At 65.2% G+C, this 22,685-nt stretch carries 23 protein-coding genes; 19 read left to right on the top strand and 4 right to left on the bottom strand.

Features of this window, described 5'->3' with window-relative positions:
- Nucleotides 1-18 precede the first annotated feature (18 nt).
- The 10 genes from M2352_RS01260 (at nucleotide 19) to M2352_RS01215 (ending at nucleotide 10,260) form a co-directional block, all read left to right on the top strand.
- On the top strand, nucleotides 19-1,284 hold the full coding sequence (locus M2352_RS01260) for a TerD family protein (protein ID WP_264662701.1): 1,266 nt from the start codon (nucleotides 19-21) through the stop codon (nucleotides 1,282-1,284).
- Between the two features lie 12 nt (nucleotides 1,285-1,296).
- Entirely contained in the window at nucleotides 1,297-1,749 is a 453-nt protein-coding gene (locus tag M2352_RS01255) for a tellurite resistance TerB family protein (protein WP_264662700.1), read from the top strand.
- A gap of 101 nt (nucleotides 1,750-1,850) precedes the next feature.
- Nucleotides 1,851-2,942 carry a DUF475 domain-containing protein gene (locus M2352_RS01250; protein WP_264662699.1) on the top strand — a complete coding sequence of 364 codons (1,092 nt, stop codon included), beginning with the start codon at nucleotides 1,851-1,853 and terminating at the stop codon, nucleotides 2,940-2,942.
- A gap of 96 nt (nucleotides 2,943-3,038) precedes the next feature.
- Nucleotides 3,039-3,617 (top strand): TerD family protein, encoded by a 579-nt coding sequence (locus M2352_RS01245; RefSeq protein ID WP_264662698.1) that lies wholly within the window; start codon nucleotides 3,039-3,041, stop codon nucleotides 3,615-3,617.
- Nucleotides 3,618-3,676: 59 nt separating this feature from the next.
- A complete protein-coding gene (locus M2352_RS01240; protein WP_264662697.1) occupies nucleotides 3,677-4,312 on the top strand; it encodes a vWA domain-containing protein in 636 nt (211 codons plus the stop codon).
- A gap of 59 nt (nucleotides 4,313-4,371) precedes the next feature.
- On the top strand, nucleotides 4,372-5,007 hold the full coding sequence (locus tag M2352_RS01235; protein ID WP_264662696.1) for a vWA domain-containing protein: 636 nt from the start codon (nucleotides 4,372-4,374) through the stop codon (nucleotides 5,005-5,007).
- A 10-nt stretch (nucleotides 5,008-5,017) separates the two neighbouring features.
- Nucleotides 5,018-6,091, top strand: a complete 1,074-nt coding sequence (locus M2352_RS01230; protein ID WP_264662695.1) for a TerY-C metal binding domain-containing protein — start codon at nucleotides 5,018-5,020, stop codon at nucleotides 6,089-6,091.
- The gene (locus tag M2352_RS01225) at nucleotides 6,088-7,863 is read left to right on the top strand and encodes a PP2C family serine/threonine-protein phosphatase (RefSeq protein WP_264662694.1); all 1,776 of its coding nucleotides are present in this window, start codon (nucleotides 6,088-6,090) and stop codon (nucleotides 7,861-7,863) included. Before M2352_RS01230 ends, M2352_RS01225 begins: the two co-directional genes overlap by 4 nt.
- An 11-nt stretch (nucleotides 7,864-7,874) precedes the next feature.
- On the top strand, nucleotides 7,875-9,365 hold the full coding sequence (locus M2352_RS01220; RefSeq protein WP_264662693.1) for a helix-hairpin-helix domain-containing protein: 1,491 nt from the start codon (nucleotides 7,875-7,877) through the stop codon (nucleotides 9,363-9,365).
- A gap of 58 nt (nucleotides 9,366-9,423) precedes the next feature.
- On the top strand, nucleotides 9,424-10,260 hold the full coding sequence (locus M2352_RS01215; RefSeq protein ID WP_264662692.1) for a hypothetical protein: 837 nt from the start codon (nucleotides 9,424-9,426) through the stop codon (nucleotides 10,258-10,260).
- Nucleotides 10,261-10,486: 226 nt separating this feature from the next.
- On the opposite strand, the gene M2352_RS01210 is transcribed toward M2352_RS01215, so the two are convergent.
- Nucleotides 10,487-11,227, bottom strand: a complete 741-nt coding sequence (locus M2352_RS01210) for a GntR family transcriptional regulator (protein ID WP_264662691.1) — start codon at nucleotides 11,225-11,227, stop codon at nucleotides 10,487-10,489.
- A gap of 286 nt (nucleotides 11,228-11,513) precedes the next feature.
- Here M2352_RS01210 and M2352_RS01205 point away from each other — a divergent pair, with 286 nt between their 5' ends.
- The 5 genes from M2352_RS01205 to M2352_RS01185 all read left to right on the top strand — a co-directional run bounded on the left by M2352_RS01205 (nucleotide 11,514) and on the right by M2352_RS01185 (nucleotide 16,424).
- On the top strand, nucleotides 11,514-12,512 hold the full coding sequence (locus M2352_RS01205; RefSeq protein ID WP_264662690.1) for an ABC transporter ATP-binding protein: 999 nt from the start codon (nucleotides 11,514-11,516) through the stop codon (nucleotides 12,510-12,512).
- 62 nt (nucleotides 12,513-12,574) lie between these two features.
- The gene (locus M2352_RS01200) at nucleotides 12,575-13,882 is read left to right on the top strand and encodes an ABC transporter substrate-binding protein (RefSeq protein WP_264662689.1); all 1,308 of its coding nucleotides are present in this window, start codon (nucleotides 12,575-12,577) and stop codon (nucleotides 13,880-13,882) included.
- A gap of 74 nt (nucleotides 13,883-13,956) precedes the next feature.
- A complete protein-coding gene (locus M2352_RS01195; protein WP_264662688.1) occupies nucleotides 13,957-14,874 on the top strand; it encodes an ABC transporter permease in 918 nt (305 codons plus the stop codon).
- A gap of 3 nt (nucleotides 14,875-14,877) precedes the next feature.
- The gene (locus M2352_RS01190) at nucleotides 14,878-15,705 is read left to right on the top strand and encodes an ABC transporter permease (protein WP_264662687.1); all 828 of its coding nucleotides are present in this window, start codon (nucleotides 14,878-14,880) and stop codon (nucleotides 15,703-15,705) included.
- 14 nt (nucleotides 15,706-15,719) lie between these two features.
- The gene (locus tag M2352_RS01185) at nucleotides 15,720-16,424 is read left to right on the top strand and encodes an aspartate/glutamate racemase family protein (RefSeq protein ID WP_264662686.1); all 705 of its coding nucleotides are present in this window, start codon (nucleotides 15,720-15,722) and stop codon (nucleotides 16,422-16,424) included.
- Between the two features lie 10 nt (nucleotides 16,425-16,434).
- On the opposite strand, the gene M2352_RS01180 is transcribed toward M2352_RS01185, so the two are convergent.
- Nucleotides 16,435-16,896, bottom strand: coding sequence for a hypothetical protein (locus M2352_RS01180; protein WP_264662685.1), 462 nt, complete (start codon nucleotides 16,894-16,896; stop codon nucleotides 16,435-16,437).
- 89 nt (nucleotides 16,897-16,985) lie between these two features.
- Nucleotides 16,986-18,185: a penicillin-binding protein activator gene (locus M2352_RS01175; protein ID WP_406567220.1), complete on the bottom strand. Its 1,200-nt coding sequence runs from the start codon at nucleotides 18,183-18,185 to the stop codon at nucleotides 16,986-16,988.
- Nucleotides 18,186-18,319: 134 nt separating this feature from the next.
- On the opposite strand from M2352_RS01175, the gene rsmI reads away from it, so the two are divergent.
- The 4 genes from rsmI to gshB all read left to right on the top strand — a co-directional run bounded on the left by rsmI (nucleotide 18,320) and on the right by gshB (nucleotide 21,652).
- On the top strand, nucleotides 18,320-19,216 hold the full coding sequence (gene rsmI / locus M2352_RS01170) for a 16S rRNA (cytidine(1402)-2'-O)-methyltransferase (protein ID WP_264662683.1): 897 nt from the start codon (nucleotides 18,320-18,322) through the stop codon (nucleotides 19,214-19,216).
- Entirely contained in the window at nucleotides 19,213-19,641 is a 429-nt protein-coding gene (locus tag M2352_RS01165) for a YraN family protein (RefSeq protein ID WP_264662682.1), read from the top strand. Before rsmI ends, M2352_RS01165 begins: the two co-directional genes overlap by 4 nt.
- A gap of 174 nt (nucleotides 19,642-19,815) precedes the next feature.
- Nucleotides 19,816-20,661: a SirB1 family protein gene (locus tag M2352_RS01160; protein WP_264662681.1), complete on the top strand. Its 846-nt coding sequence runs from the start codon at nucleotides 19,816-19,818 to the stop codon at nucleotides 20,659-20,661.
- 52 nt (nucleotides 20,662-20,713) lie between these two features.
- The gene (gene gshB / locus M2352_RS01155; RefSeq protein WP_264662680.1) at nucleotides 20,714-21,652 is read left to right on the top strand and encodes a glutathione synthase; all 939 of its coding nucleotides are present in this window, start codon (nucleotides 20,714-20,716) and stop codon (nucleotides 21,650-21,652) included.
- Between the two features lie 18 nt (nucleotides 21,653-21,670).
- Here gshB and M2352_RS01150 read toward each other — a convergent pair whose 3' ends face one another.
- Nucleotides 21,671-22,657: a GlxA family transcriptional regulator gene (locus M2352_RS01150; RefSeq protein ID WP_264662679.1), complete on the bottom strand. Its 987-nt coding sequence runs from the start codon at nucleotides 22,655-22,657 to the stop codon at nucleotides 21,671-21,673.
- Nucleotides 22,658-22,685: the final 28 nt, after the last annotated feature.

Below are 22,685 nucleotides of genomic sequence, written 5' to 3'. Positions count from 1 at the left end.
CTGGCCGATGGGGGGATCATGGCCGTTTCCGCACTCACACCGGGGGCGAATATCGCCATTCCCGAATCGGATCGGATCGTTGTGGCCGTCGGGTGGGATCCAGCCTCTCAGCCTGGCATGGAGGTCGATGCGTCGGCGTTCATGGCCGGGAGTGACGGGAAGGTCCCATCTGATGAGCATTTCGTCTTCTATGGATCCCGCACGTCTCCTGACGGGGCGGTGAGGTTCAATCCGTCCGCATCCTCGGCGGGGGGGGCCGATCTTCAGTCCTTCGAAATTAGCCTTTCCAAGCTGCCTGGAGGCGTCGAGGTCATCGACATCTGTCTCACGATCCATGAAGGCCAGGCCAGAGGGCAGAGCTTCGGCAATCTCCGCACGGTGGCCGCCCGTCTTCTGGAACCTGCCGCAAACGCCGAAATTGCGCGTTTCGATCTTCCTGTCGCCGGCATGAAGGAGACGGCGATCACGCTCGGCCGAATCTATCGGCGAAATGGTCAGTGGAAATTCCGCGCGGTGGGGCAGGGCTTTGTCGGCGGGCTGGCGCCTTTGGCGAGGCAGTATGGTGTCGATATCGCCGAGGAGGCCGCTCCCGCTCCGGTGCCCGTTCCTGTCCAGGAGTCGCCGGCGCCTTCCCTGCCGCCTCAACCGGAGCCCGCCGCCAAGCCTGTGAACCTCTCCAAGATCACCCTGGAGAAGCGTGGCCAGTCGGTGTCCCTTGAGAAGAAGGGCGCCGCGGGCTTCGGAGAAATCCTCTTCAACCTCAATTGGAACAAGCGGCAGTCCAAGGGGGGACTTTTCGGGGGATTGCTCGGAGCCAACAAGGGCATCGACCTGGATCTCGGCTGCCTTTGGGAGCTTGAGAACGGGACGATCGGTGTGGTCCAGGCTCTTGGCGAGGCTTGGGGGGATTTCCGGCGCAAGCCATTCATCCAGCACGCCGGGGATGACCGGACGGGTGCCGCCGCCGAGGGTGAGAACATCCGGATCAATGGCGATCATATATCCGAGATCAAGCGGATTCTGGTCTTCGCCTTCATCTATGAGGGCGTACCGAACTGGGCGGCTGCCGACGGCGTTGCGACGGTGAAGATTTCGGGCCATGCCAACATTGAGGTGCGTCTCGACAATCCCGCGTCCGGACAGGGGATGTGCGCCATAGCGCTCATTGAGAATGACGGTGGCAAGCTGAAGGTGACGAAGGAAGAACGTTACTTCGGCAGTCACAAGGACATGGACAAAGCTTACCGCTGGGGGTTGCGGTGGGTGGCGGGTTCTAAAGATTGACGGGGAAAAGTGATGTCATTCACCGACTGGATCAAGAAGAATGTCAATGATGCTCGGGATGCTCTTAGCACCGAGATCACGAAGTTCAAGTCCAGAGATTTTCTGGAGGCGGTCGTTGCCGGTTGTGCACTTGTTGCTTACGCCGACGGAAACATCTCTTCGCAAGAAAAGCAAAAGATGATGGGGTACCTTCGATCTTCCGAGCAGCTCAAAGTGTACGATCAGAGCGACGTGATCAAGCTGTTCCAGAAGTATGTCGAGAAGTTCGAGTTCGACTCGATGATCGGCACCGGTGAAGTCATGCAGGCGATCGGGAAGTTCCGGGGGAAGCCGCAGGCGCAGCTTATCGTCCGCGTCTGCTGTGCCATCGGCGCTTCCGACGGCGACTTCGACGCCCAGGAGCGTGCGGCGGTGCGGAATATGGCGTCCGAATTGGGACTTAACCCAGCCGATTTCAGTCTCTGAAACAAGCACGGCCCGTGACCGGAAAGGGCCGCCCCGATCTGTCGCGGTGCGATGGCAACCGGGCGGCCGCGTCGGCTATGGAATTCAGCGGAGTCAGGCGAGTGCCGAACCTCAAGTACTTTACCAACTCGTTTTTGTTCACTGGCGGTGCGCTTGTGGCCGGCGGTGCCATCGGTTGGGCGGCGGGCGGCCTGTCCGGCATGCTCTCCTATGTCCTGATCTGCGCGATCCTCGGCGTCATGGAAGTTTCACTTTCCCTTGACAACGCGGTCGTCAACGCGACCGTGCTGAAGGACATGGATCCCGTCTGGCAGCACCGCTTCCTGACCTGGGGCATCTGGATCGCGGTCTTCGGCATGCGCATCGTCTTTCCGCTGCTGATCGTGTCCATCGCCGCCTGGATCAACCCGGCAGCCGCCATCAAGCTGGCCCTGTTCGAGCCCGAACGGTATGCGAAGATCCTCACGGATGCCCATATCGGCATCGCCGGTTTCGGTGGCGCTTTTCTCTTGATGGTGGGCCTGAAATACTTCTTCGACGCCGAGAAGGAGGTCCATTGGATTGGGGGCGTCGAGCGTGCGCTGACCAAGTTCTCTGATATCGAGGCCGTCGAGATCGTCATCGCCCTCCTGACATTGTATGGCTTCAGCCGGGCCATCCCGGGCGAGGAGGCGATGTCGTTCCTTGTCAGCGGCATTTTCGGCCTGATCACGTTCATCGGCGTCGAGGCCCTCGGCTCCTTCATGGAATCCGCGACCGAGCATGGTGACGGGGAAGGTGGGGAGCGGGTGAACACCGCCGTCCGTTCGGGCGCTGCGACATTCATCTATCTCGAGGTGCTCGATGCCTCCTTCAGCTTCGATGGGGTGATCGGCGCCTTCGCGCTGTCGAACAATCTCTTTGTCATCGCCTTGGGCCTTGGCATCGGTGCCGTGTTCGTTCGATCGATGACGATCATGCTGGTCGAGAAGGGAACCTTGGCCGAGTACCGCTATCTGGAGAACGGGGCCTTCTGGGCGATCCTCGCCTTGGCGCTGATCATGTTCCTCCAGACGGTCATGCACATCCCCGAGGTCGTCACCGGGCTGATCGGCGCCACCCTCATCGGCCTCTCGCTCTGGTCCTCGGTGACACACAACCGCCGCGCCGCGGCGCTGGTCCAGGCGGATGAGATGCCGGCTGCGGTCGAATGACGGACCGCCCCGGACGCCGCGGCCGCCCGGCGATAAGGGGAACGGTGAGGGAGTGGTGGCGGGAAATCAACGGGTCAACGAAGGAGCAGAGGAAACATGTCAGTCAGCCTCTCCAAAGGCGGTAACGTCTCTCTCTCGAAAAGCGAACCCGATCTGAAGAAGATCCTGATCGGCCTCGGTTGGGACGCCCGAGCCACGGACGGTGCCGACTTCGACCTCGACGCTTCGGCCTTCATGCTGGGCGCGAACCACAAGGTTCCTAACGAAAAGGCGTTCATCTTTTACAACAACCTCCGTTCCGCGGACGGCTCCGTGGAACACACCGGCGACAACAGGACCGGCAGCGGTGATGGCGACGACGAAGCCATCACGGTGGACCTCGCCAAGGTTCCCGGGGAAATCCAGACCATTGCGATCACGGTGACGATCCATGACGCGGAGGTTCGCCGTCAGAATTTCGGTCAGGTCAAGAACGCCTTCATTCGCATCGTCAACGATGAAACCGGCAAGGAAATTGCCCGCTACGACCTCTCCGAGGATTACTCAACCGAGACAGCAATGATCTTCGCGGAGGTCTACCGCCGGGATAGCGAATGGAAGTTCAGGGCGGTCGGCCAGGGATATTCCGGTGGTCTTGCCGTCATGTGCGCCCAGTTCGGCATCGACGTCGCCTGATCTTCAGACATCAGCCCCCTTCCAGGGGGCGGAACACAGACAGACCATAGGAGAGTTTCTTGCGCCGTCTTCCCGTATACCTCGTCCTCGACGTCTCCGGCTCCATGAATGGGGAACCCATTGAAGCCGTCCGAAATGGCATGCAGATGCTGGCGAGTACCCTTCGGACCGACCCCTATGCGCTCGAGACCGCCTATCTCAGCGTTATCGTCTTCGACGATAAGGCCCGCCAGCTGGTGCCGCTGACCGAACTCATGGCCTTCCAGCCACCGAATATCGAAGCCGGATCGACGACCTCCCTCGGGGCTGCCCTGAAGGTGACCAAGGAATGCATCGAGCGCGAGGTGCAGAAGACGACCGCGGATGCCAAGGGCGACTGGAAACCGTTGGTCTTCCTGATGACGGACGGCCAGCCGACGGACGATTGGGAGAAGGGGCTTGACGAATTCCGGAAGGTCAAGACCGGGATGGTCATCGCCTGCGCGGCAGGCCCGCACGCGGACAGTGCCCTGCTCAAGAAGATCACGGAATGCGTCGTTTCGCTGGACACCGCGGATTCCAGCACGATCGGCGCGTTCTTCAAGTGGGTCTCGGCCAGCATCTCCACCTCGTCCAAGAAGGTGGACCTGACGAAGGCCGACACCAATGAGCTGAACGAGCTTCCGCCTCCGCCTCCTCAGATCACCCTTGTGTGACACGGCGTTCGGCGTCCCGATCCCGGCGCCTCAAGTGACCTGAACGAAAGGGGGGAAGCGTGAGACGGCTTCCGGTCTATCTGCTGCTCGACACATCGGGTTCCATGCGAGGCGAGCCTATCGAGGCCGTCAACACGGGCATCCGCGTCATGCTCAGTGCCCTGCGGCAGGATCCGCACGCGCTTGAGACGGTGCATGTCAGCATCATCACGTTCGACGTGGATGCCAAGGTCGTCGTCCCTCTGACGGCTCTGGACGAACTCCAGGTGCCGGAGATCACGACCCCGCAATCGGGGCCGACGCATCTGGGGTTGGCGCTGGAGACGCTTGCAAGCCGGATCCCCCGAGAGCTCCGGAACTCGACACCGGAGCAGAAGGGGGACTGGGCACCGTTCCTGTTCGTGATGACCGACGGGAAGCCGTCCGACATCATGCTCTTCGAGGAGCAGTGCCCACGCATTCGCGGGATCGGCTTTGCCTACATCGTCGGCTGCGTCGCGGGCCCGAAGGCAAAGAAGGAGGACATCCAACCGCTGTGCGACGTGGTGGTCTCCCTCGACACCATGGACAGCGCCTCGTTCGTCAGCTTTTTCAAGTGGGTGACCTCGACGATTTCCGGCGGAAACCGTTCGATGGGGGCGACCGCCACGGTGGCGCTGCCGCCTCCGCCTCCCGAAATCCAAGTCGTTTTTTGAGGGGGGACCGATGCGCCGGCTGCCGATCTTTTTCCTCGTCGATGTCTCGGAGTCCATGGTTGGCGAGAGCCTCTCCAAGCTGGAGAAGGGGATCACGGCTATCGTCTCGACCCTGCGGAAGGATCCCTACGCGCTGGAAACCGCGCACCTCTGCGTGATCATCTTCGCGGGCAAGGCCAGAACGGTCACCCCGCTCACCGAACTGGCCTCGTTCCAGCCACCGGAATTGCCGGTCGGTGGCGGCACGGCTCTGGGTTCAGCCCTGGGCCATGTGATGGACGAGATCGACAGAACCGTCATCTCAACCACTCCCGATCGCAAGGGTGACTGGCGGCCGATCGTTTTCCTGCTCACGGACGGGCATCCGACAGACAGCACGCACAAAGCGGTGGAGCGCTGGAACCGTTCCTATCGGAGCCGGTCCCATCTTGTCGCCGTCTCGATCGGCGGGAACGCCGATCATGTCGTGTTGAGGCGCCTGACGGACGACGTGGTTGTCTTCAACGATGCGGCCCCGGACGCTTTCGCCAGATTCGTCAAATGGATCAGCATGTCGATCCAGAGCCAGAGCCGCAGCGTGAGCGCCGGCAAGGACGGTGGCATAAGTTTGGCTAAGACGGAGCCCGGGCTGTTGGCGCCGGTTGAGAAGGCCGCCGGCTTGACACCATTCGGCGGTGTTGACGACCGCTATGCCGTGTTCGTCGGCAAATGCGAAAAGAGCCGTCTGCCCTATGTCGTGAAATACGAACGGCACATGGGCCGGATCGAGACCACCGATCCGGTGCTGGCGGAGATGCTGAAGACGCGGCGTTACGCCCTGGCTGGTGCCGTCCCGGTCAAGACCACGTATTTCGACCTGTCCGACGGAGCCGATAGTGGTCAGGCCGTGAACTCGGAGGATCTCGTCGGTCAACCGGCATGCCCACACTGCGGCGCCCGCTTCGGCATGGCCGTCTGTGAATGTGGCCACATCCATTGCGTGAGTGGAGACGGTGTTCACACCTGCCCATGGTGCGGGGGCCAGGGGCATTACGGGAGTGCAGGCAAAGGGAAGGGTTTTGACATCGGGCGGGGACGGGGATGACAAAAGAATTCAGGCTTACCTGGAAGATGCAGCGGGCCTTACAGGAGCTGCTCACTCTCATCAAGGAGGAGAGTGTTCCCGATCCTGGCAGGAGTGACCGCAGCGGAAATATATCGGAAATTGAAAGAAGGATTTTATTTGTTTTTGATGTTTATAGAAAAGAAATGACGGACGTCAGGGCTTCAAGGCAAGGGGTGGATTCAAAGGTTTATTCCAATACTCATAAAGAAGATTGGGGAAGTGCACGCGAAGCGGCCGTCTCTCCACCGCCGCAGAAAGACGATGCGGGATCGCCCAGACTGGGAATGGGGTCCCACCGGTTCATCCCCAAAGAATTTCCGATGGAAGCCTCACCTCAACGAACGGGCGTGGGATCTCCTCAAGCCGTTGCCCAGTCCCCAGCGCCTCCGGCCAAGGGGACCGTCGTGCCGAATGAACCGCCGCCGGGGTTTCGCTCGCCTCAACCGGCCGGCATCCCGGCATCGCCCCCCCAGCCACCTTCCGTGATGCCCCTTCAAGCGGCCGGGGCACTGCCCCCATCTGCGGCCGTGCCGGCTTCGGACAACAAGGGAGGCGCAGCCGTAATGCCGATCGAACCGATCAAGAAATCTCTCTTCCTGAAGAATGCCAAGGCTGGCGAGGCTTACGAGTGTCCGTTAGACATGGACGGCCTGAGAAGCGTTCGGATGGAGGATGCGAAGGGGACGGGGATCGTCTTCGACGAAGCCACCGGGCGTTTCCGGGGTATCCCCGTTGCAAGCGGCGACTTCCAATTCCGCCTGACAGGCTTTTTGCACGGAAGGCCCGCCGAAATCATTGCCAACCTGGCCGTGATCCCGGATCCGCGATCCCTTTGGGTCAGCAAGGACAGCGACCGGACCGATCCTTTTTGGAAACCCGATCAGGACTTTGTCCTGATGTCGGGCGATCTGCTGTGCGTGGCCGCGAGCAAGCGTGGGCGCTCGCACGCGAAGGATGGCGGTTTCCGCGACGATGATTTCGGCATCCTCGAACCCATACCCGGCGGCTGGCATGTGGCCGCTGTTGCTGATGGGGCCGGCAGCGCGAAATTCTCCAGACGCGGCTCGAAGGTGGCAATCGACGCGGTTCTCAAGGATGTGCCGCCGCTTTTGGAGGAGCATCTCGACCCCGACTTGGACAAGCTGGTGGCTGCGCACCTGGCAGGGCGGGCTGAGGCAGAGCAGGAGATCAGGATCCGGCTCTACAAGTCCGTTGCCGCGGCGTCCCTCCAGGCTGCCAAGGCGGTGGAGGACGAGGCCGGAGCCCATGGTGAAAAAGCCGGAGCCTTTTCCACCACCCTTGTCCTGTGCATAGCCAAGAGGCTGCCCGCCGGGTGGTTTTTCGCCGGCTTCTCCGTCGGTGACGGCGGGGCCGCCGTGTTCGATGTGGACGACTGTTCCGTTACGACGCTGACCGCGCCGGACAGCGGGGAATTTGCAGGGCAGACGCGCTTCCTGCATCGATCCGAATTCGGCACCTGGGAGGATGTGTCGCGCCGCATCTTCTTCGACGTCAGGACGCGGTTCACCGCCCTGGTGTTGATGACCGACGGCATCACGGACCCGAAGTTTCCGACCGAGGTTTCATTTGGTGATCCGGGCAAGTGGCGTGACTTCTGGACTGGGGATCTTGGCGCGGCTGTCCGTTTCTCCAAAGACAACCCCGATTTGGAAAAACAATTCATCGACTGGCTGGATTTTTGGTCGCCAGGCAACCACGACGACCGGACGATCGCGGTTCTGGTGCCCTGAGGGAGGATGGTGTGGCCGTTATCAAGCTGACGAGTATGGATGGACAGCCCGTCGAATACGAAGACGAGATGATCGGCCAGGGCGGAATGAAGGATGTCTTCATGAGCCCTGACCGCTCCTACGTCGTTGCTTTCTTCAGGGACAAGCTCGACTACGCTGGCCAGGAGCGGATCAAAGCGATTGTCGGTCCCTATCGGCAAGGCATATTCGAACGTGAGGGCGGGGATTACTGGAAGGAACTCTTCTGCTGGCCGACGGGGATCGTAGACCAGAGTGGGCGATTGGGCATCGTCGTCCCTGCTTACAGGAAACATTTCCTTTTCGAGCACGGCTCGGTCAACAATGACGTCCTGGGTATCAAGGGAAAGGAGAAGGAGGGCAAGTGGTTCGCCAGCGCCTCCAACCGCGCGAAGTTCCTTGATCCCAAGGAGAAGGGCGACTGGCTGAAACACCTCCAGATCTGCCTGATGATCAGCAGGGCCGTCCGGCGGCTTCATGCGGCCGGTTTGGCCCATTCCGACTTGTCGTACAAGAACGTCCTCGTCGATCCATCCGGCGGCAAGGCTTGTGTCATCGACATCGATGGGCTCGTGGTGCCGAACAAGTTTCCGCCGGATGTGGTGGGCACCCCAGACTTCATCGCGCCGGAGGTCATCGCAACCCAGCACCTGGACAAGAAGGACCAGGCCCGCAAGCTGCCGTCCACCCTGACCGACAGGCATGCTCTGGCGGTGCTGATCTACATGTACCTGTTCTATCGCCACCCGCTGCGGGGGGCGAAGGTGCATGACACGGACGCATCGAAGGACGAGGAACTGTCGATGGGGATGAAGGCTCTGTTCGTGGAGCATCCCACCGACAAGAGCAACCGCGTCCGCGCCGACCATTTGAAGGCAACCGAGTTGCCTTGGGCCGACCCTGCCAGGATGCCGTATACCATTGCCGGCCCCCTGCTTGCCGCGCTGTTCGAGAAGGCTTTCATCGAGGGGCTGCACGACCCTCAGAAGCGCCCAACCCCATCGGAGTGGGAGAACGCGCTGGTGCGGACCATCGATATGATCCAGCCCTGTTCGAACAAGTGCGAGATGGGTTGGTATGTCTTCGACAACTCCCGCAAGCCCAAATGCCCATTCTGTGGAACCCCTTACCAAGGCAAGCTGCCCGTCTTGAATTTATATTCAAGCCGGCACAGCGGGACGTACCAGCCCGACAACCACAGGGTCATGGTGTGGAACGGGCAATCCTTGTTCCCCTGGCATGTGAACCGGAAAATCTTTCCGAACGAGCATCTGACATCGGATCTGAAGAAACGGGTCGGTTATTTCCAGCTTCATCAGGGGGATTGGTACCTGGTGAATGAAGGGATGCCACAGATGCACGATATCGCCGCCAAGAAGGACGTGCCAATCGGGGGGAACATCCGACTCTCGGATGGAAGCCAATACCTGCTGTCGCGCGACGAAGGTGGGCGCCTCATTCAGGTTCAGCTGGTCGAGGGATGAGCCGCCAACGCGATGGCGTTGGTGACGTGGCGGGGAACGATGGAAAGGGGAGGAGGCCATGAAGCGGCTTTTATCGGACAAAAGGGTGTATTTTGCTGTTTTTGGTGCAATCGGGGGCTTGATAAGCGCCTTTCTGTACGACTTATTCGGCTTGCACAACGCTTTCAAATCATGGGTCTTCGGCACGGCCCTGGACGGGCTGTCCATCGGAGCCCTGCTCGCTTTCGGGCAGGCCCGCTATCTCGGCAAGAGGTTCGATCCGAAGAGCTTTCTCAAAGCCCTGCTCATTGGCGGGGTGGGCGGTATGACCGGCGGCTTCATCGCCCTCAACCTGGGCTTTCCGCTCGCAGAGGCGTTGGGCGGGGCAACGGATGCCGGGCGCTTTCTTGGATGGACGCTTGGCGGCATTGCCGTCGGGTTCGCCGTGTCGAAAGCGGTTCCTAACCTGAAGGCCAGGACCGCTTCAATCGCCGGCGGCGTCGGAGGGCTGGCGGGATGCAGCCTCATGTATCTGGTCTCCAGCTTGTCGGCGGGAACGGCGACCACGGGCGCTGCCATTGGCGTCGTGATCGCTCTGGCCGAGGCGGCTTTCCGCGAGGCGTGGCTCGAAGTGACCATACGGCCCAAAGGTTTGTCCCTTGAGAAGGAGCGCACGGTCACCGTTTCGCTGGGCGACCGGCCGGTGCTGTTTGGGTGCGCCGGAGACGCGGACGTCCGGCTTGCGGAAGTGCCTGGTGCCAAGGCGCATTTTGCGAATGTTTCGATAGATGGGGGCCGCATCGTGTTTCGTGACCTGACCACCGAGAAGTCGCGCAATCTTGCCGTCGGAGAGGGCTTTGATATTTCAAATGCCCATGTCGTCGTGCGGGCGAAGACGGCAATGGAGAGTGCGTAAGGCTCTCTGACCCCAATTTCTATTGTTTCCTGACAAAATAAAGAACGATTGTCATCTGTTCTGGTTTTCGAAAATCATCAACCAGATGATGGCGCCGCCAGGATCAGCAGCCGGGAACACGAACTGCCAGCATAATCAAACAGGCCAAAATACGCTTTTCCACCAGACTCGGGCCGCGGCTTTTGCCGCGGCCTTTTTTCCTGGGAAAGCCGGAGCCGGCGGTGGCCTATTCCGCCGCGCCCTCGTCCGCAAAGATCGCCTTCAGATCCACCGGGGCTTCCGGTTGCGGGTCCAGGTCCAGTTGCGCCTCCACCGCGTCCAGATGTCCGATCATCAGCGCCGTGGCGGCCCCCGGTGCGGTGCCGGCCAGGGCGGCGATCAGCCGGCGGTGATCTTCGCCCGAACAGGTGTGGGCGGTGTGCCGCTCGAACGCGGCGATGGCCAGGCTGGAGCGGTCGATCAGATCGGCCAGGATGCCGGTCAGGGTGCCGTTGCCCGCAAATTCCGCCAGCAGCAGATGGAATTGACCCGACAGGCGGATCATCGCCTTGCGGTCGCCCGCCCGCTCCGCCGCGTCCTCCAGCGCGCCGTGGTCGTGCAGGCGCTTCAGCATGTCCGCGGGCAGGGGGCGGGGCAGGGCGGCCAGCCGGTCCATGACGGCGCGCTCGATCACCCGGCGGGCCTCGAACACCTCGCGCGCCTCGCGTGCGGTGGGTTTGGTGACGAAGGCGCCGCGGTTGGGAATCAGCGTCACCACCCGCCGCTGCGACAGCAGCAGCAGCACCTTGCGCACCCGTTCGCGGCTGACGCCGAAGGCGGCGGCCAGGCTCTCTTCCGTCAGCTTGGTGCCGGGGGGCAGGCGGCGGTCGGCGATGGCCTCGCCGATGCTGCGGACGATGCGGGTTTCGGCGCTGCTGCGCCCGCCGGAAGAGCGGCGGGGGGCTTTGGGCGGAAGGCTGGCGGTCATGGCGGTGGGCGGACGGTGGGGAATATGGCGGTGATAATTGTGCACAATTCCCCGTCGGCGGGAAACCAAAATCGCCGGAGGGGCGGTCGGATCTGCATATTTATCGAGCAGTGATGTTTTGTGCTCAAAAAGACGCCAAATCGCCCAAATTACATCCTCGTGTCTGATTATGCGCGCAGCAAAAGGGCGGCAAAACCCCCGGATTCCGCTGGCACAGCGTGTGCAAACGCTCACCGCATCGGTCACAAAGCGACCGACAGATTGTGCATAATCCAGGAGTGAGGCGATGACCACGGGAGCGGCCGTCGAACTGATCAAGCTGCGCAAGGCCTATGGCGCCACGGTGGCGGTCGATGGGATCGACCTGCGGGTTCCCGCCGGCTCCTATTGCTGCCTCTTGGGCCCCAGCGGGTGCGGCAAGACCTCCACCTTGCGCATGATCGCCGGTCACGAGGACATCACCGACGGCGACCTGCTGATCGGCGGCACGGTGGTCAACGGCGAACCGCCGGCCCGGCGCGGCACGGCGATGATGTTCCAGAGCTACGCCCTGTTCCCCCACCTGGACTGCACCGACAACGTGGCCTTCAGCCTGAAGATGAAGGGTGTGGCCAAGGACGAGCGCCGCCGCCGCGCGCGGGAGATGCTGGATCTGGTGGACATGGGGGCCTATGCCGGGCGGTTGCCGGCGCAACTGTCGGGCGGGCAGCAGCAGCGCGTGGCGCTGGCCCGCGCGCTGATTACCCATCCGGGCGTGCTGCTGCTGGACGAGCCGCTGTCGGCCCTCGACCCCTTCCTGCGCATCCGCATGCGCGAGGAGCTGAAGCGGCTGCACCGCGACATCGGCATCACCTTCATCCACGTCACCCACAGCCAGACCGAGGCGATGGCCCTGTCCGACATCGCGGTGGTGATGAACGGCGGGCGCATCGAACAGGCGGGGCCGCCGCGCGAGCTGTTCAACCGCCCGCGCACCGCCTTCGTCGCCCGCTTCATCGGCGGCCACAACGTGATCGAGGCCGGTGTCATTCCCGATGCGGGTCCGTGCGCCGTGCGCGCCGACCGCATCCGCCTGGGGGCCGGCGGCGGCGACATCCAGGTCGAAGGCACCGTGCGGTCGCTGGAGTACCACGGGTCCACCGTGCATCTGGGGCTGGACGTGGCCGGCGCCCCCGACTTCGCCGTGGTTCTGGACGAAGCCGGCTATTTCGCCGCCCCGGTCACCGTGGGCGACACCGTTCGTGCCGGGTGGAGCCGCAGCGACGTCCACCCCCTGGCCGCGTGATCCCGTTCTTCACAGCGCACGCCTCAAGAAAACATCCGACGAACCGACAGAAGGGTTGAGAGATGAGCGATTCCCGTACCACCACCACCGCACCCGCCACCGGCCTCAGCCGCCGCTCGCTGCTGAAGGGCACCGCCGCGGTGGCGGGCGCCGCCGTCGGTTCCGGCGCCATCACCGGCTTTCCCACCATCTGGGCGCAGAACATCAAGAACATCACGCTGCGCCAGTTCGGCACCGGCGTGTCGAACCTGAACGCCGTCGCCGACAAGGTGAAGGAGGATCTGGGCTTCACCTTGCAGATGACCGCGCTCGATTCCGACGCGGTGACCCAGCGGGCGGTGACCCAGCCCAAATCCTACGACATCGCCGACATCGAATACTGGATCTGCAAGAAGGTGTTCCCCGCCGGCGCGCTGCAGCCGATGGACGTGGGCAAGATCAAGAATTTCGACAAGATCGTCCCCATCTTCGTCACCGGCAAGCTGACCCCGGAAAGCGCCATCGCCCAGGGCACCGCCCCCCACACCGTGGGCTTCGTCGAGGGCAAGGACAGCGTCAAGTTCGCCAAGGCGCCCACCCAGTGGATGACCCTGATCCCCACCATCTACAACGCCGACACGCTGGGCATCCGCCCCGATCTGGTGGGCCGCGCCATCACGAGCTGGACCGACCTGCTGGACCCGGCGTTCAAGGGCAAGGCGTCGCTGCTGAACATCCCGTCCATCGGCATCATGGACGCCGCCATGGTCTGCGAAGCCATGGGCGCGATCACATACGGCGACAAGGGCAACATGACCAAGGAGGAGATCGACAAGACCCTCTCGATCATGACCGAGGCCAAGAAGGCCGGGCAGTTCCGCGCCTTCTGGAAGACCTTCGACGAGAGCGTCAACCTGATGTCGTCGGGCGAGGTCATCATCCAGTCCATGTGGTCCCCCGCCGTCGCCGCGGTGCGGGCCAAGGGCATTCCCTGCGTCTACCAGCCGCTGAAGGAAGGCTACCGCGCCTGGGGCGGGGGCTTGGGCATCGCCAAGCACCTGAGCGGGCTGGAGCTTGAGGCCGCGTACGAATACATCAACTGGTATCTGTCGGGGTGGGTCGGCGCCTATCTGAACCGTCAGGGTTATTATTCCGCCGTGCTCGACACCGCCAAGCAGCACATGTCGGCGGACGAATGGGCCTTCTGGATGGAAGGGCAGCCGGCCAAGACCGACATCCTCAGCCCCGAAGGCAAGCTGATGGAAAAGGCCGGTGCGGTGCGCGACGGTGGCTCCTTCGCCGACCGCATGGGCCGGGTGGCCTGCTGGAACGCGGTGATGGACGAGGACCGCTACATGGTCCGCAAGTGGAACGAGTTCATCGCGGCCTGACGGCCGGCGCCGGCCCTGTTTTAGCCCTCTCCCCGCCGGGGAGAGGGGGACCGTATCCCAGCCCCGGAGCATCCATGACCGACACCACCGCCTCCCCCCGGCCGTCCGCCGCCGCCGGACCGGCGGCCCGGCGCGGCCCGGCCCTGCTGCCGCGGCTGGCCCCGTACCTTCAGGCGGCACCGCTGACGGCGGTGCTGCTGCTGTTCCTGCTGGTGCCGATCCTGACCATCGCCGCGGTCAGCTTCTGGGACTATGACAGCGTGCGGATCTACCCCGATTTCGTGCTGACCAACTACACCGAGCTTCTGACCTCGCCGGTGACGTGGAAGACGTATCTCAGCACGCTGAAGTACGCCGCCCTGACCTGGGCCATCACCGGCGTGATCGGGTTCACCGTGGCCTATTTCCTGGCCTTCCACGTGCGGTCCACCACGTGGCAGATGGTGCTGTTCCTGCTGTGCACCATCCCGTTCTGGACCTCCAACATCATCCGCATGATCTCGTGGATTCCGTTCCTGGGGCGCAACGGGCTGCTGAATTCCGGGCTGATCTCGGCGGGCATCATCGACCAGCCGCTGGAATTCCTGCTGTTTTCCGACTTCTCGGTGGTTCTGGCCTTCGTCCACCTCTACACGCTGTTCATGGTGGTGCCGGTCTTCAATTCCATGATGCGCATCGACCGCGCGCTGATCGAGGCGGCGCGCGACGGCGGGGCCGGGGGCGCACAGATCCTGTGGAACGTCATCCTGCCGCTGACCAAGCCGGGCATCGCCATCGGCTCCATCTTCGTGGTCACGCTGGTGATGGGCGACTTCATCACCGTGCGGCTGATGAGCGGCGGGCAGAGTGCGTCCATCGGGCTGATGATCGCCAACGAAATCTCGCTGCTGCAATACCCGGCGGCGGCGGCCAACGCGGTGGTGCTGCTGGCCGTCGTGCTGCTGATGGTCGCGGCCATGCTGCGCATCGTCGATATCCGCAAGGAGCTGTGAGCCATGGCCGCATCGCGTTCCCCGGGCCGCCCCCTGTCGTTCTATCTGCTGGCCGCGTTCTTCGCCCTGTTCGTGCTGTTTCTCTACGGCCCGACCGCCACCATCCTGATCCTGTCGTTCCAGGGGCCGGAGGGGGGCTTGACCTTCCCCATGAACGGGGTGTCGCTGCACTGGTTCCGCAACCTGTTCGAACAGCAGGCGGTGGGCGATTTCGGCGGGGCGTTCCGCCGGTCCATCGCGTTGGGGCTGATGGTGATGGTGCTGACGGTGGTGGTGTCGCTGTCGGCGGGCTTTGCCTTCCGCCGCCGGTTCCGCGGCAGCGGGGCGCTGTTCTATCTGGCGGTCGCCAGCCTGATCGTCCCGTCGATCCTGGTCAGCCTGGGCATCGGCCTGCTGTTCAACATCCTGGGGTGGGAGCCGGCGTGGTACAGCTCGGCGCTGGGCGCGCACCTGACCTGGACGTTGCCGTTCGGCCTCTTGATCGTGTTCGCCATCTTCAACCGCTTCAACCCGGCCTATGAGGAGGCTGCCCGCGACCTCGGCGCCACGCCGTGGCAGACGGTGCGCCATGTGGTGCTGCCGATCCTGCTGCCCAGCCTGATCGGGGTGGGGCTGTTCGGCTTCACCCTGTCCTATGACGAGTTCGCGCGGACGCTGATGACCGCCGGCTCCTTCAACACGCTGCCGCTGGAGATCTACGGCATGACCACCAACGTCACGACGCCGGTGCTGTACGCGCTGGGGTCGCTGACCACGCTGTTTTCGTTCGCCGTGATCGGCCTGTTCCTGCTGGGGCTGCTGATCTTGCGTCGGCGCCGCGGCACAGTCTGAGGATTTCCCACACCATGCGTCTTCTGGTCGTCAATCCCAACAGCACGTCCTCCATGACCGCGCGGATCGGGGCCGCCGCCCGCGCGGTGGCCGCCCCGGCCACCACCATCATCGCCGCCAACCCGCCCACCGGCCCCGCAAGCATCGAGGGCTATTACGACGAGGCGCTGGCGGTGCCCGGCATGCTGGCCGAGATCGCCCGGCATGAGCGGGACGGCGGCATCGACGGCACGGTGATCGCCTGTTTCGACGATGTGGGGCTGGACGCCGCCCGCAGCCTGGCCACCGGCCCGGTGGTCGGCATCTGCGAGGCGGCGATGCAGACCGCCGGCCTGCTGGCCGGGCGGTTCGCCGTGGTCACCACCCTGGCCCGCTCGGTCCCGGCGCTGGAACGGCTGGCCCAGCGCTACGGCATGGCCGGGCGCTGCACCATCCGGGCGGCGGGCGTGCCGGTGCTGGCGCTGGAAAACCCGGCGTCGGGCGCGGTGGACCGCGTGCGCGACGGCATCCGCCGGGCGGTGGAGCAGGACGGGGCGGAATGCATCGTTCTGGGCTGCGCCGGCATGGCCGATCTGGCCCGCACCCTGGCCGCCGACACCGGCGTGCCGGTGGTCGATGGCGTCACCGCCGCGGTGAAGCTGATGGAAGGTCTGGTGGCGCTGGGTCTGCGCACCAGCAAGACCGGCGGCTACGCCCCGCCGCTGGACAAGGTGCGCTGAGGCGGACGCCTCAGCCGCCGTTGGGGGGCTGTACCTGAACCCGCCGGATTTCGTCGATGGCGGGCATCAGGTCGTTGTTTTCTTCGATGCGCAGCATGCGGATATCGCTGACGGCACCGGCAAACCAGGGGTAGGTCCGGGTCAATTCCTGAACCGCCAGGACACAGCGCACCGGATCGACCTTATCCGCATCGCCGAAGTAAACGCTGCCTTGCTGGCGTTCGAAATCATGGCAGGCCAGGACACGCTTAATATCGTCATACGCGTTCTGCCATGATGGATTGTGATGCGTGGTCTTAAGAACCTCGGTATCCAGATCGAAGGCGATGGCGTACATGCGTTTGGGCCACGGCGCTGCATTGGGGATGATGAGCGGAGCGGTTTCGTCTTCCGCCTGTGCAAGCATCGGTTTGATAGCGGCGTTGCGCCGTGCGGTCAATTTCCGATGCTTCACGTCACCTTCCGGTTGCATATTGGGCTATGTTCCGATGGCGCGGCAGAGTGTCGCAGTCCCCATGGGCATGCTGGGGCCGGGGTGTTCCACCACCGGCCCCGCTGCTTTTACTGCCCCAGCGTGTCGAAGTTGGTAGGGGCCGGGTCGATCACCCGCGCGCCCTGGGGCGTGATTTCCAGCACCGCCAGACGCCGTTCGGCGATACCGTCGGTGCGCAGGCGGAACAGCCCGTCGATGCCGGCAAAGCCGGTGGGGTTGGTCAGGACCGCCGGGTCATAGGGACGCTCGCCGCCCGGACGCGCCAGCACCGCGGCCAGCGCCGTGGCGTCATAGGCGAGCGTGGCCAGCCGCGTCGGCTTCTTGCCGTACAGCGACTGGAACCGCGCTTCGAAATCGGCGCGCTGGTTGGGATCGGGGGCGGCGAACCACGCGCCGGCCAGGGCCGGTTCCTGCGCCACCGCCGGATCGTCCCACAGGCCGGTGCCCAGGAACTTCACCTGCGTGGGGTTGAGACCGTTGCCGGCGGCGGTGGCGGCCAGGGAGCGGATGCGCTGCCCGCCCTCGGCCATCAGCACCGCCTGGGCGTTGGCGCCGGCGATCTTCTGCACGGGCGCGGTGAAGTCGGCCACCGCCGGCTCGTACCGTTCCACCTGCACCACCTGGGCGCCCTGGCGCTGGGCCGCGGCCTGCAGCGCGTTGACCACCGCGTCGCCGTACAGCCCGCGGGGGGCCAGCGCGCCATAGCGGGTGACGCCGCGGGACCGGGCGTAATCGGCCACCCGCACCACCTGATCGGCGGGGATGAAGCCCATCACCCACACGCCGCTCGTCGCCTGGGTCCAGTCGTTGGTGAAGGACACGACGGGAACCCCCGCCTGCTGCGCCACCGGGCGCACCGCCGCCACGTCGCCGGAATAGAGCGGGCCGAGGATGATGCTGGCCCCGTCGGCGATCGCCTTGCGCGCCGCGTCGGCGGCGCCCTGGGGCGTGCCCTTGGTATCGCGGGGCATCAGCTCGAAATGCTCGGCGGCCATGTCGAACAGCGCGATCTGCGCCGCATCGACCATGGGTTGTCCGATGGCGGCGCTGGACCCGGACAGGGGCAGCAGCAGCGCCGCCTTGACCGTCTGCTGTGCCGGAACCGCGGTCTGCATCGGCGCAGGTATGGGTTGCGCCCCTTGTACCACAGGCGCCCGCGCCGTTACATTCGACCCACAAGCACCCAGAAGCAGCGTCGCCGCCAGCGCCCAGGCGCCGGCGGACCGCCGCCCCCGCGCACGAGAGAAAGGTGTCGCCCGTCGTGCCACCGAAAGTCTCCCCACAAAGCCCGGCGCCCGGCGCCGTGTCCCATCCCGGCCCGGCACAGGGTGCCGCCCAAGGCTTTGCAGAAGGTAGCGATCCCATCGACGCAAGTAAACCGGACGACGCCGTCCCCGATGCCATGGCTGATGACGCGGACGCGCTTGAGCTTCCCAGTCCCGCGCCGGGCAAGCCGCTGGCCCCCGGCCTCTATCTGGTGGCGACCCCCATCGGGAACGCCGCCGACATCACATTGCGGGCGTTGGACACCTTGAAACGCGCCGCCGCGGTGGCGTGCGAGGACACCCGCGTCACCGGGCGGCTGATGACCATCCACGGCGTTCCCACGCCCCTGGTGCCGTACCACGAGCACAACGCCGCCCGCATGCGCCCCCAGTTGATCCGCCGCATGCAGGGGGGGGAGGCCATCGCCCTGGTGTCCGACGCCGGCACGCCGCTGGTCTCCGATCCCGGCTACAAACTGGTGCGGGAGTGTGTGGAGGCCGGAGTCGCGGTGACCACCCTGCCGGGGCCGTCGGCGCCGCTGTCGGCACTGCTGCTGTCCGGGCTGCCCAGCGACCGTTTCCTGTTCGCCGGGTTCCTGCCGAACAAGAGTGCCGCCCGCCGCACGGCGATTGCCGAGGTGAAGGCGGTGCCCGCCACCCTGATCTTCTTCGATTCGGCCCAGCGGCTGGCGGCGTCGCTGGCCGATCTGGCGGCGGTGCTGGGGCCGCGCCCGGCGGCGGTGGCCCGCGAGCTGACCAAGCTGTACGAAGAGGTGCGCCGCGGCCCCCTGGACGCGCTGGCCGCCCATTACGAACAGGCGGGGCCGCCCCGCGGCGAGATCGTCATCGTGGTGGGCGGGCCGTCGGACGACGGGGCCGAGGGGGTGGATCTGGACACGGCACTGCGTGACGCGCTGTCCCGGCTGTCGGTGCGCGACGCCACCGCCGCCGTCACCGCCCTGACCGGGATGCCCAAGCGCGAGGTCTATGCCCGCGCCCTGGAACTGTCGCGCGAAGGGGGGGAGGGGGCATGACCTTCCCTCTCCCCCCTGGCCCCATCGCCCCCGGCCCCCTGCCGCCCGATCCCGCCCCCGCCGACCCGCGCCGGCAGAAAAGCGAACAGTTCGGGCGGCTGGCCGAGGCGCTGTGCCGCGCGCTGTTGCGGGTGAAGGGGTATCGCATCCTGGCGTCCCGCCTGCGCACGCCCTTGGGGGAGATCGACATCGTGGCGCGGCGCGGCCGCACCCTGGCGGTGGTGGAGGTGAAGGCCCGCGCCGACTGGGCCGCGGCCAGCGAGGCGGTGACGGCGCGCCAGCGCGGGCGGCTGGCCCGCGCCGCCCACGCCTACATCGCCGCGCACCCGCAGTACGCCGGCTTGACCTTGCGCTTCGACGTGATGCTGGTTACCCCTTGGGCAGTGCCGCGCCACATCCTGGATGCGTGGCGGGCGCAGAGCTAGTCTTATGGTATTTGATGGTGAACCATCAAATACCTTTGCCTCAATCGCCGGCGTGGGCATCCGCCCACTTGGCTATCGCGGGCACGTGTCCGCGGGGCCGCCGTCGCGGCCCTCCGGCGGTACGGGTTTTCGACCCGTCCCGCCGGTCTGACACCTTAAAGGGGGCACCCGTCCGTGAGCACCCGCGCCGAAGCCCTGGAGATCCTGACCCGCGCCGGCACCCAGCCCGACGAGGCGCTGGACATGGCCGGCACGGCGCTGGCGCTGGGGCTGCTGGACCAGCCGGGGGCCGACCTGCCGGCGTACCGTGCGCATCTGGCCATGCTGGCGCGCGACATGGCCGACCGCCACGCCGCCGCCATCGACACCGGCACCGACGGGCTGACCGCCCGCATCGCGACCTTGCGGGCGGTGCTGACCGGGCGCCACGGCTATGCCGGCGACCACGACACCTACGACGACCTGCAAAACGCCAACCTGCTGCGGGTGATCGACCGACGGCGGGGGCTGCCGGTGGCGCTGGGCATCCTGTACCTGCACGCCGCCCGGGCCATGGGGTGGGACGCGGCTGGGCTGAACTTCCCCGGCCATTTCCTGGTGCGGCTGGACCATGGGGGCGAGCGGGCGATCATCGACCCGTTCAACGGCGGCGCGCCCCGCACCGCTGCCGACCTGCGCGAGTTGCTGAAGGCGTCGGGCGGGGCGGGGGCGGAACTGCGCCCCAGCCATTACGCCGCGGTCAGCCCGCGCGACGTGCTGCTGCGGCTGCAGAACAATCTGAAACTGCGCCATCTGTCGTCGGGCGACGTGCCGCGGGCGCTGGAGATTCTGGCCGGCATGGTGCTGTTCGCCCCCACCGAGCCGGGGCTGTGGCGCGAAACCGGCCTGCTGGAAGCCCACGCCGGCCACAATGCCGAGGCCATCGTGGCGCTGGAGCGTTTCATCGCCCTGTCCGACAACGCCCCGCAGAAGCACCAGGCGGCGCTGATGATTCAGCAGCTTCGCCCCCGCCCTCATTGATATGATCTTTGCCGGTCATTCCCTTTTCCGCCTGCATGGAGAGTTCCGCCCCATGACCCTGACCGTCGCGTTCCAGATGGACCCCATCGAGTCCATCAACATCGACACCGATTCCAGCTTCATGATGGCGCTGGAGGCGCAGCGCCGCGGCTACCGCCTGCTGCACTACCACCCCCGCGACCTGTCGTTGAAGGGCAACGTTCTCTACGCCCGCGTGCGCGAGATGGCGGTGGAGCGCAAGAAGGGCGCTCATTACCGCATGGGCGAGCCGGCAGTGATCGACCTGTCCACGGTGGACGTGATCCTGATGCGGCAAGACCCGCCGTTCGACATGGCCTACATCACCGCCACCCACATGCTGGAGCATGTGCAGCCCAAGGTGCTGGTGCTGAACGACCCCAAGAACGTGCGCAACGCACCGGAAAAGCTGTTCGTCACCCACTTCCCCGACCTGATGCCGCCGACCCTCATCACCAGCGACAAGCAGGCGGTTCTGGAGTTCCGGGCGGAGCATAAGGACATCATCGTCAAGCCGCTGTTCGGCAACGGCGGTGCCGGCGTCTTCCACCTGAAGCCCGACGACGAGAACCTCGGCTCGCTCTTGGAGACCTTCACCCAGCTCTACCGCGAGCCGGTGATCGTGCAGCGTTACCTGCCGGAGATCCGCCAGGGCGACAAGCGCATCATCCTGATCGACGGCGAACCCGCCGGAGCCGTCAGCCGCATGCCCCAGGACGGCGAGGCCCGCGCCAACTTCCACGCCGGCGGCAGCGCCAAGAAAACCGATCTGACGCCGCGGGAACAGGACATCTGCGCCGCCATCGGCCCGGTGCTGCGCGAACAGGGTCTGGTGTTCGTCGGCATCGACGTGATCGGCGACTATATGACCGAGATCAACGTCACGTCCCCCACCGGCATCCAGGAAATCAACCGCCTGAACGGCAGCGCGCTCGAATCCACGCTGTGGGATGCCATCGAGACGCGGCTGTAAGGCTCATAACCCACAGGCCTACCGCGAGAACCTCTCCCGGTAGGCCTGTGGGCTGACGCCCAGGGTGCGCACAAAGGTGCGGCGCATGGTTTCCTCCGACCCGAAGCCGCAGCGGTGCCACGCGCGGGTGATCGGTACGCCATCTTCGATCAGGCGGCGGGCGGCTTCCACCCGGAGGGTCTCCACCGCGCGGGCCGGGGTGTGGCCGGTGGCAGCCCGGTAACGGCGGGAGAAGCTGCGCAGGCTCATCCCCGCCTGTTCCGCCAGAACCGCCAGCGACAGATCGCGGCCGATGTTCTCGGTGATCCAGGCGTGCAGCCGCTCGAACCGTTCGTCGGCGGTTTGAAGCGCCAGCGCGGTGCTGAACTGTGCCTGACCGCCGGGGCGCTTGAGGAATACCACCAGGTGCCGCGCCACCGCCAGCGCGTGGGCGCGGCCCAGATCCTCCTCCACCAGCGCCAGGGCCAGATCGATGCCCGCGGTGATCCCCGCCGACGTCCACACCGTGCCGTCGCGGATGAAGATCGGGTCGGGGTCCAGCCGCACCGCCGGGTAACGGGCGGTGAATTCGGCGGTGCGCTGCCAATGGGTGACCGCCCGCCGCCCGTCCAGCAACCCCGCTTCGGCCAGCAGGAATGCACCGCTGCACACCGACGCCGTGCGCGCCGCCACGCCCGCGCGGCGCCGCACCCACTCCACCAGGGCCGGGCGGGTGCAGGCGTCGCGGATGCCCCATCCCCCCGCCACCACCAGCGTGTGCAGCGGCGCATCGGCGTCGGGCAGCGGGGCGGCGTGCAGCGTCACGCGGGACGAGGTGACCACCGCCCCCGCCCCTGTCCCCGCCCCTTCGTCTGCGACGATGGCGATCTCGTACGGGGGCGGGCTGCCGCGGGGGCGCAGGTCGTTGGCGGTGGCGAACACCTGCGCCGGCCCGGTCACGTCCAGCAACTGGGCATTGGCATAGGCCAGGATGTCGATCCGGCGCGGGGCGGGGCTGTTTGGCATGATCCGAGGGGTGAATGGCCGCAACCGC

This window comes from Azospirillum fermentarium (genome assembly GCF_025961205.1).
GTDB lineage: Bacteria > Pseudomonadota > Alphaproteobacteria > Azospirillales > Azospirillaceae > Azospirillum > Azospirillum fermentarium.
This window is presented reverse-complemented; position numbering and strand designations above follow the sequence as displayed.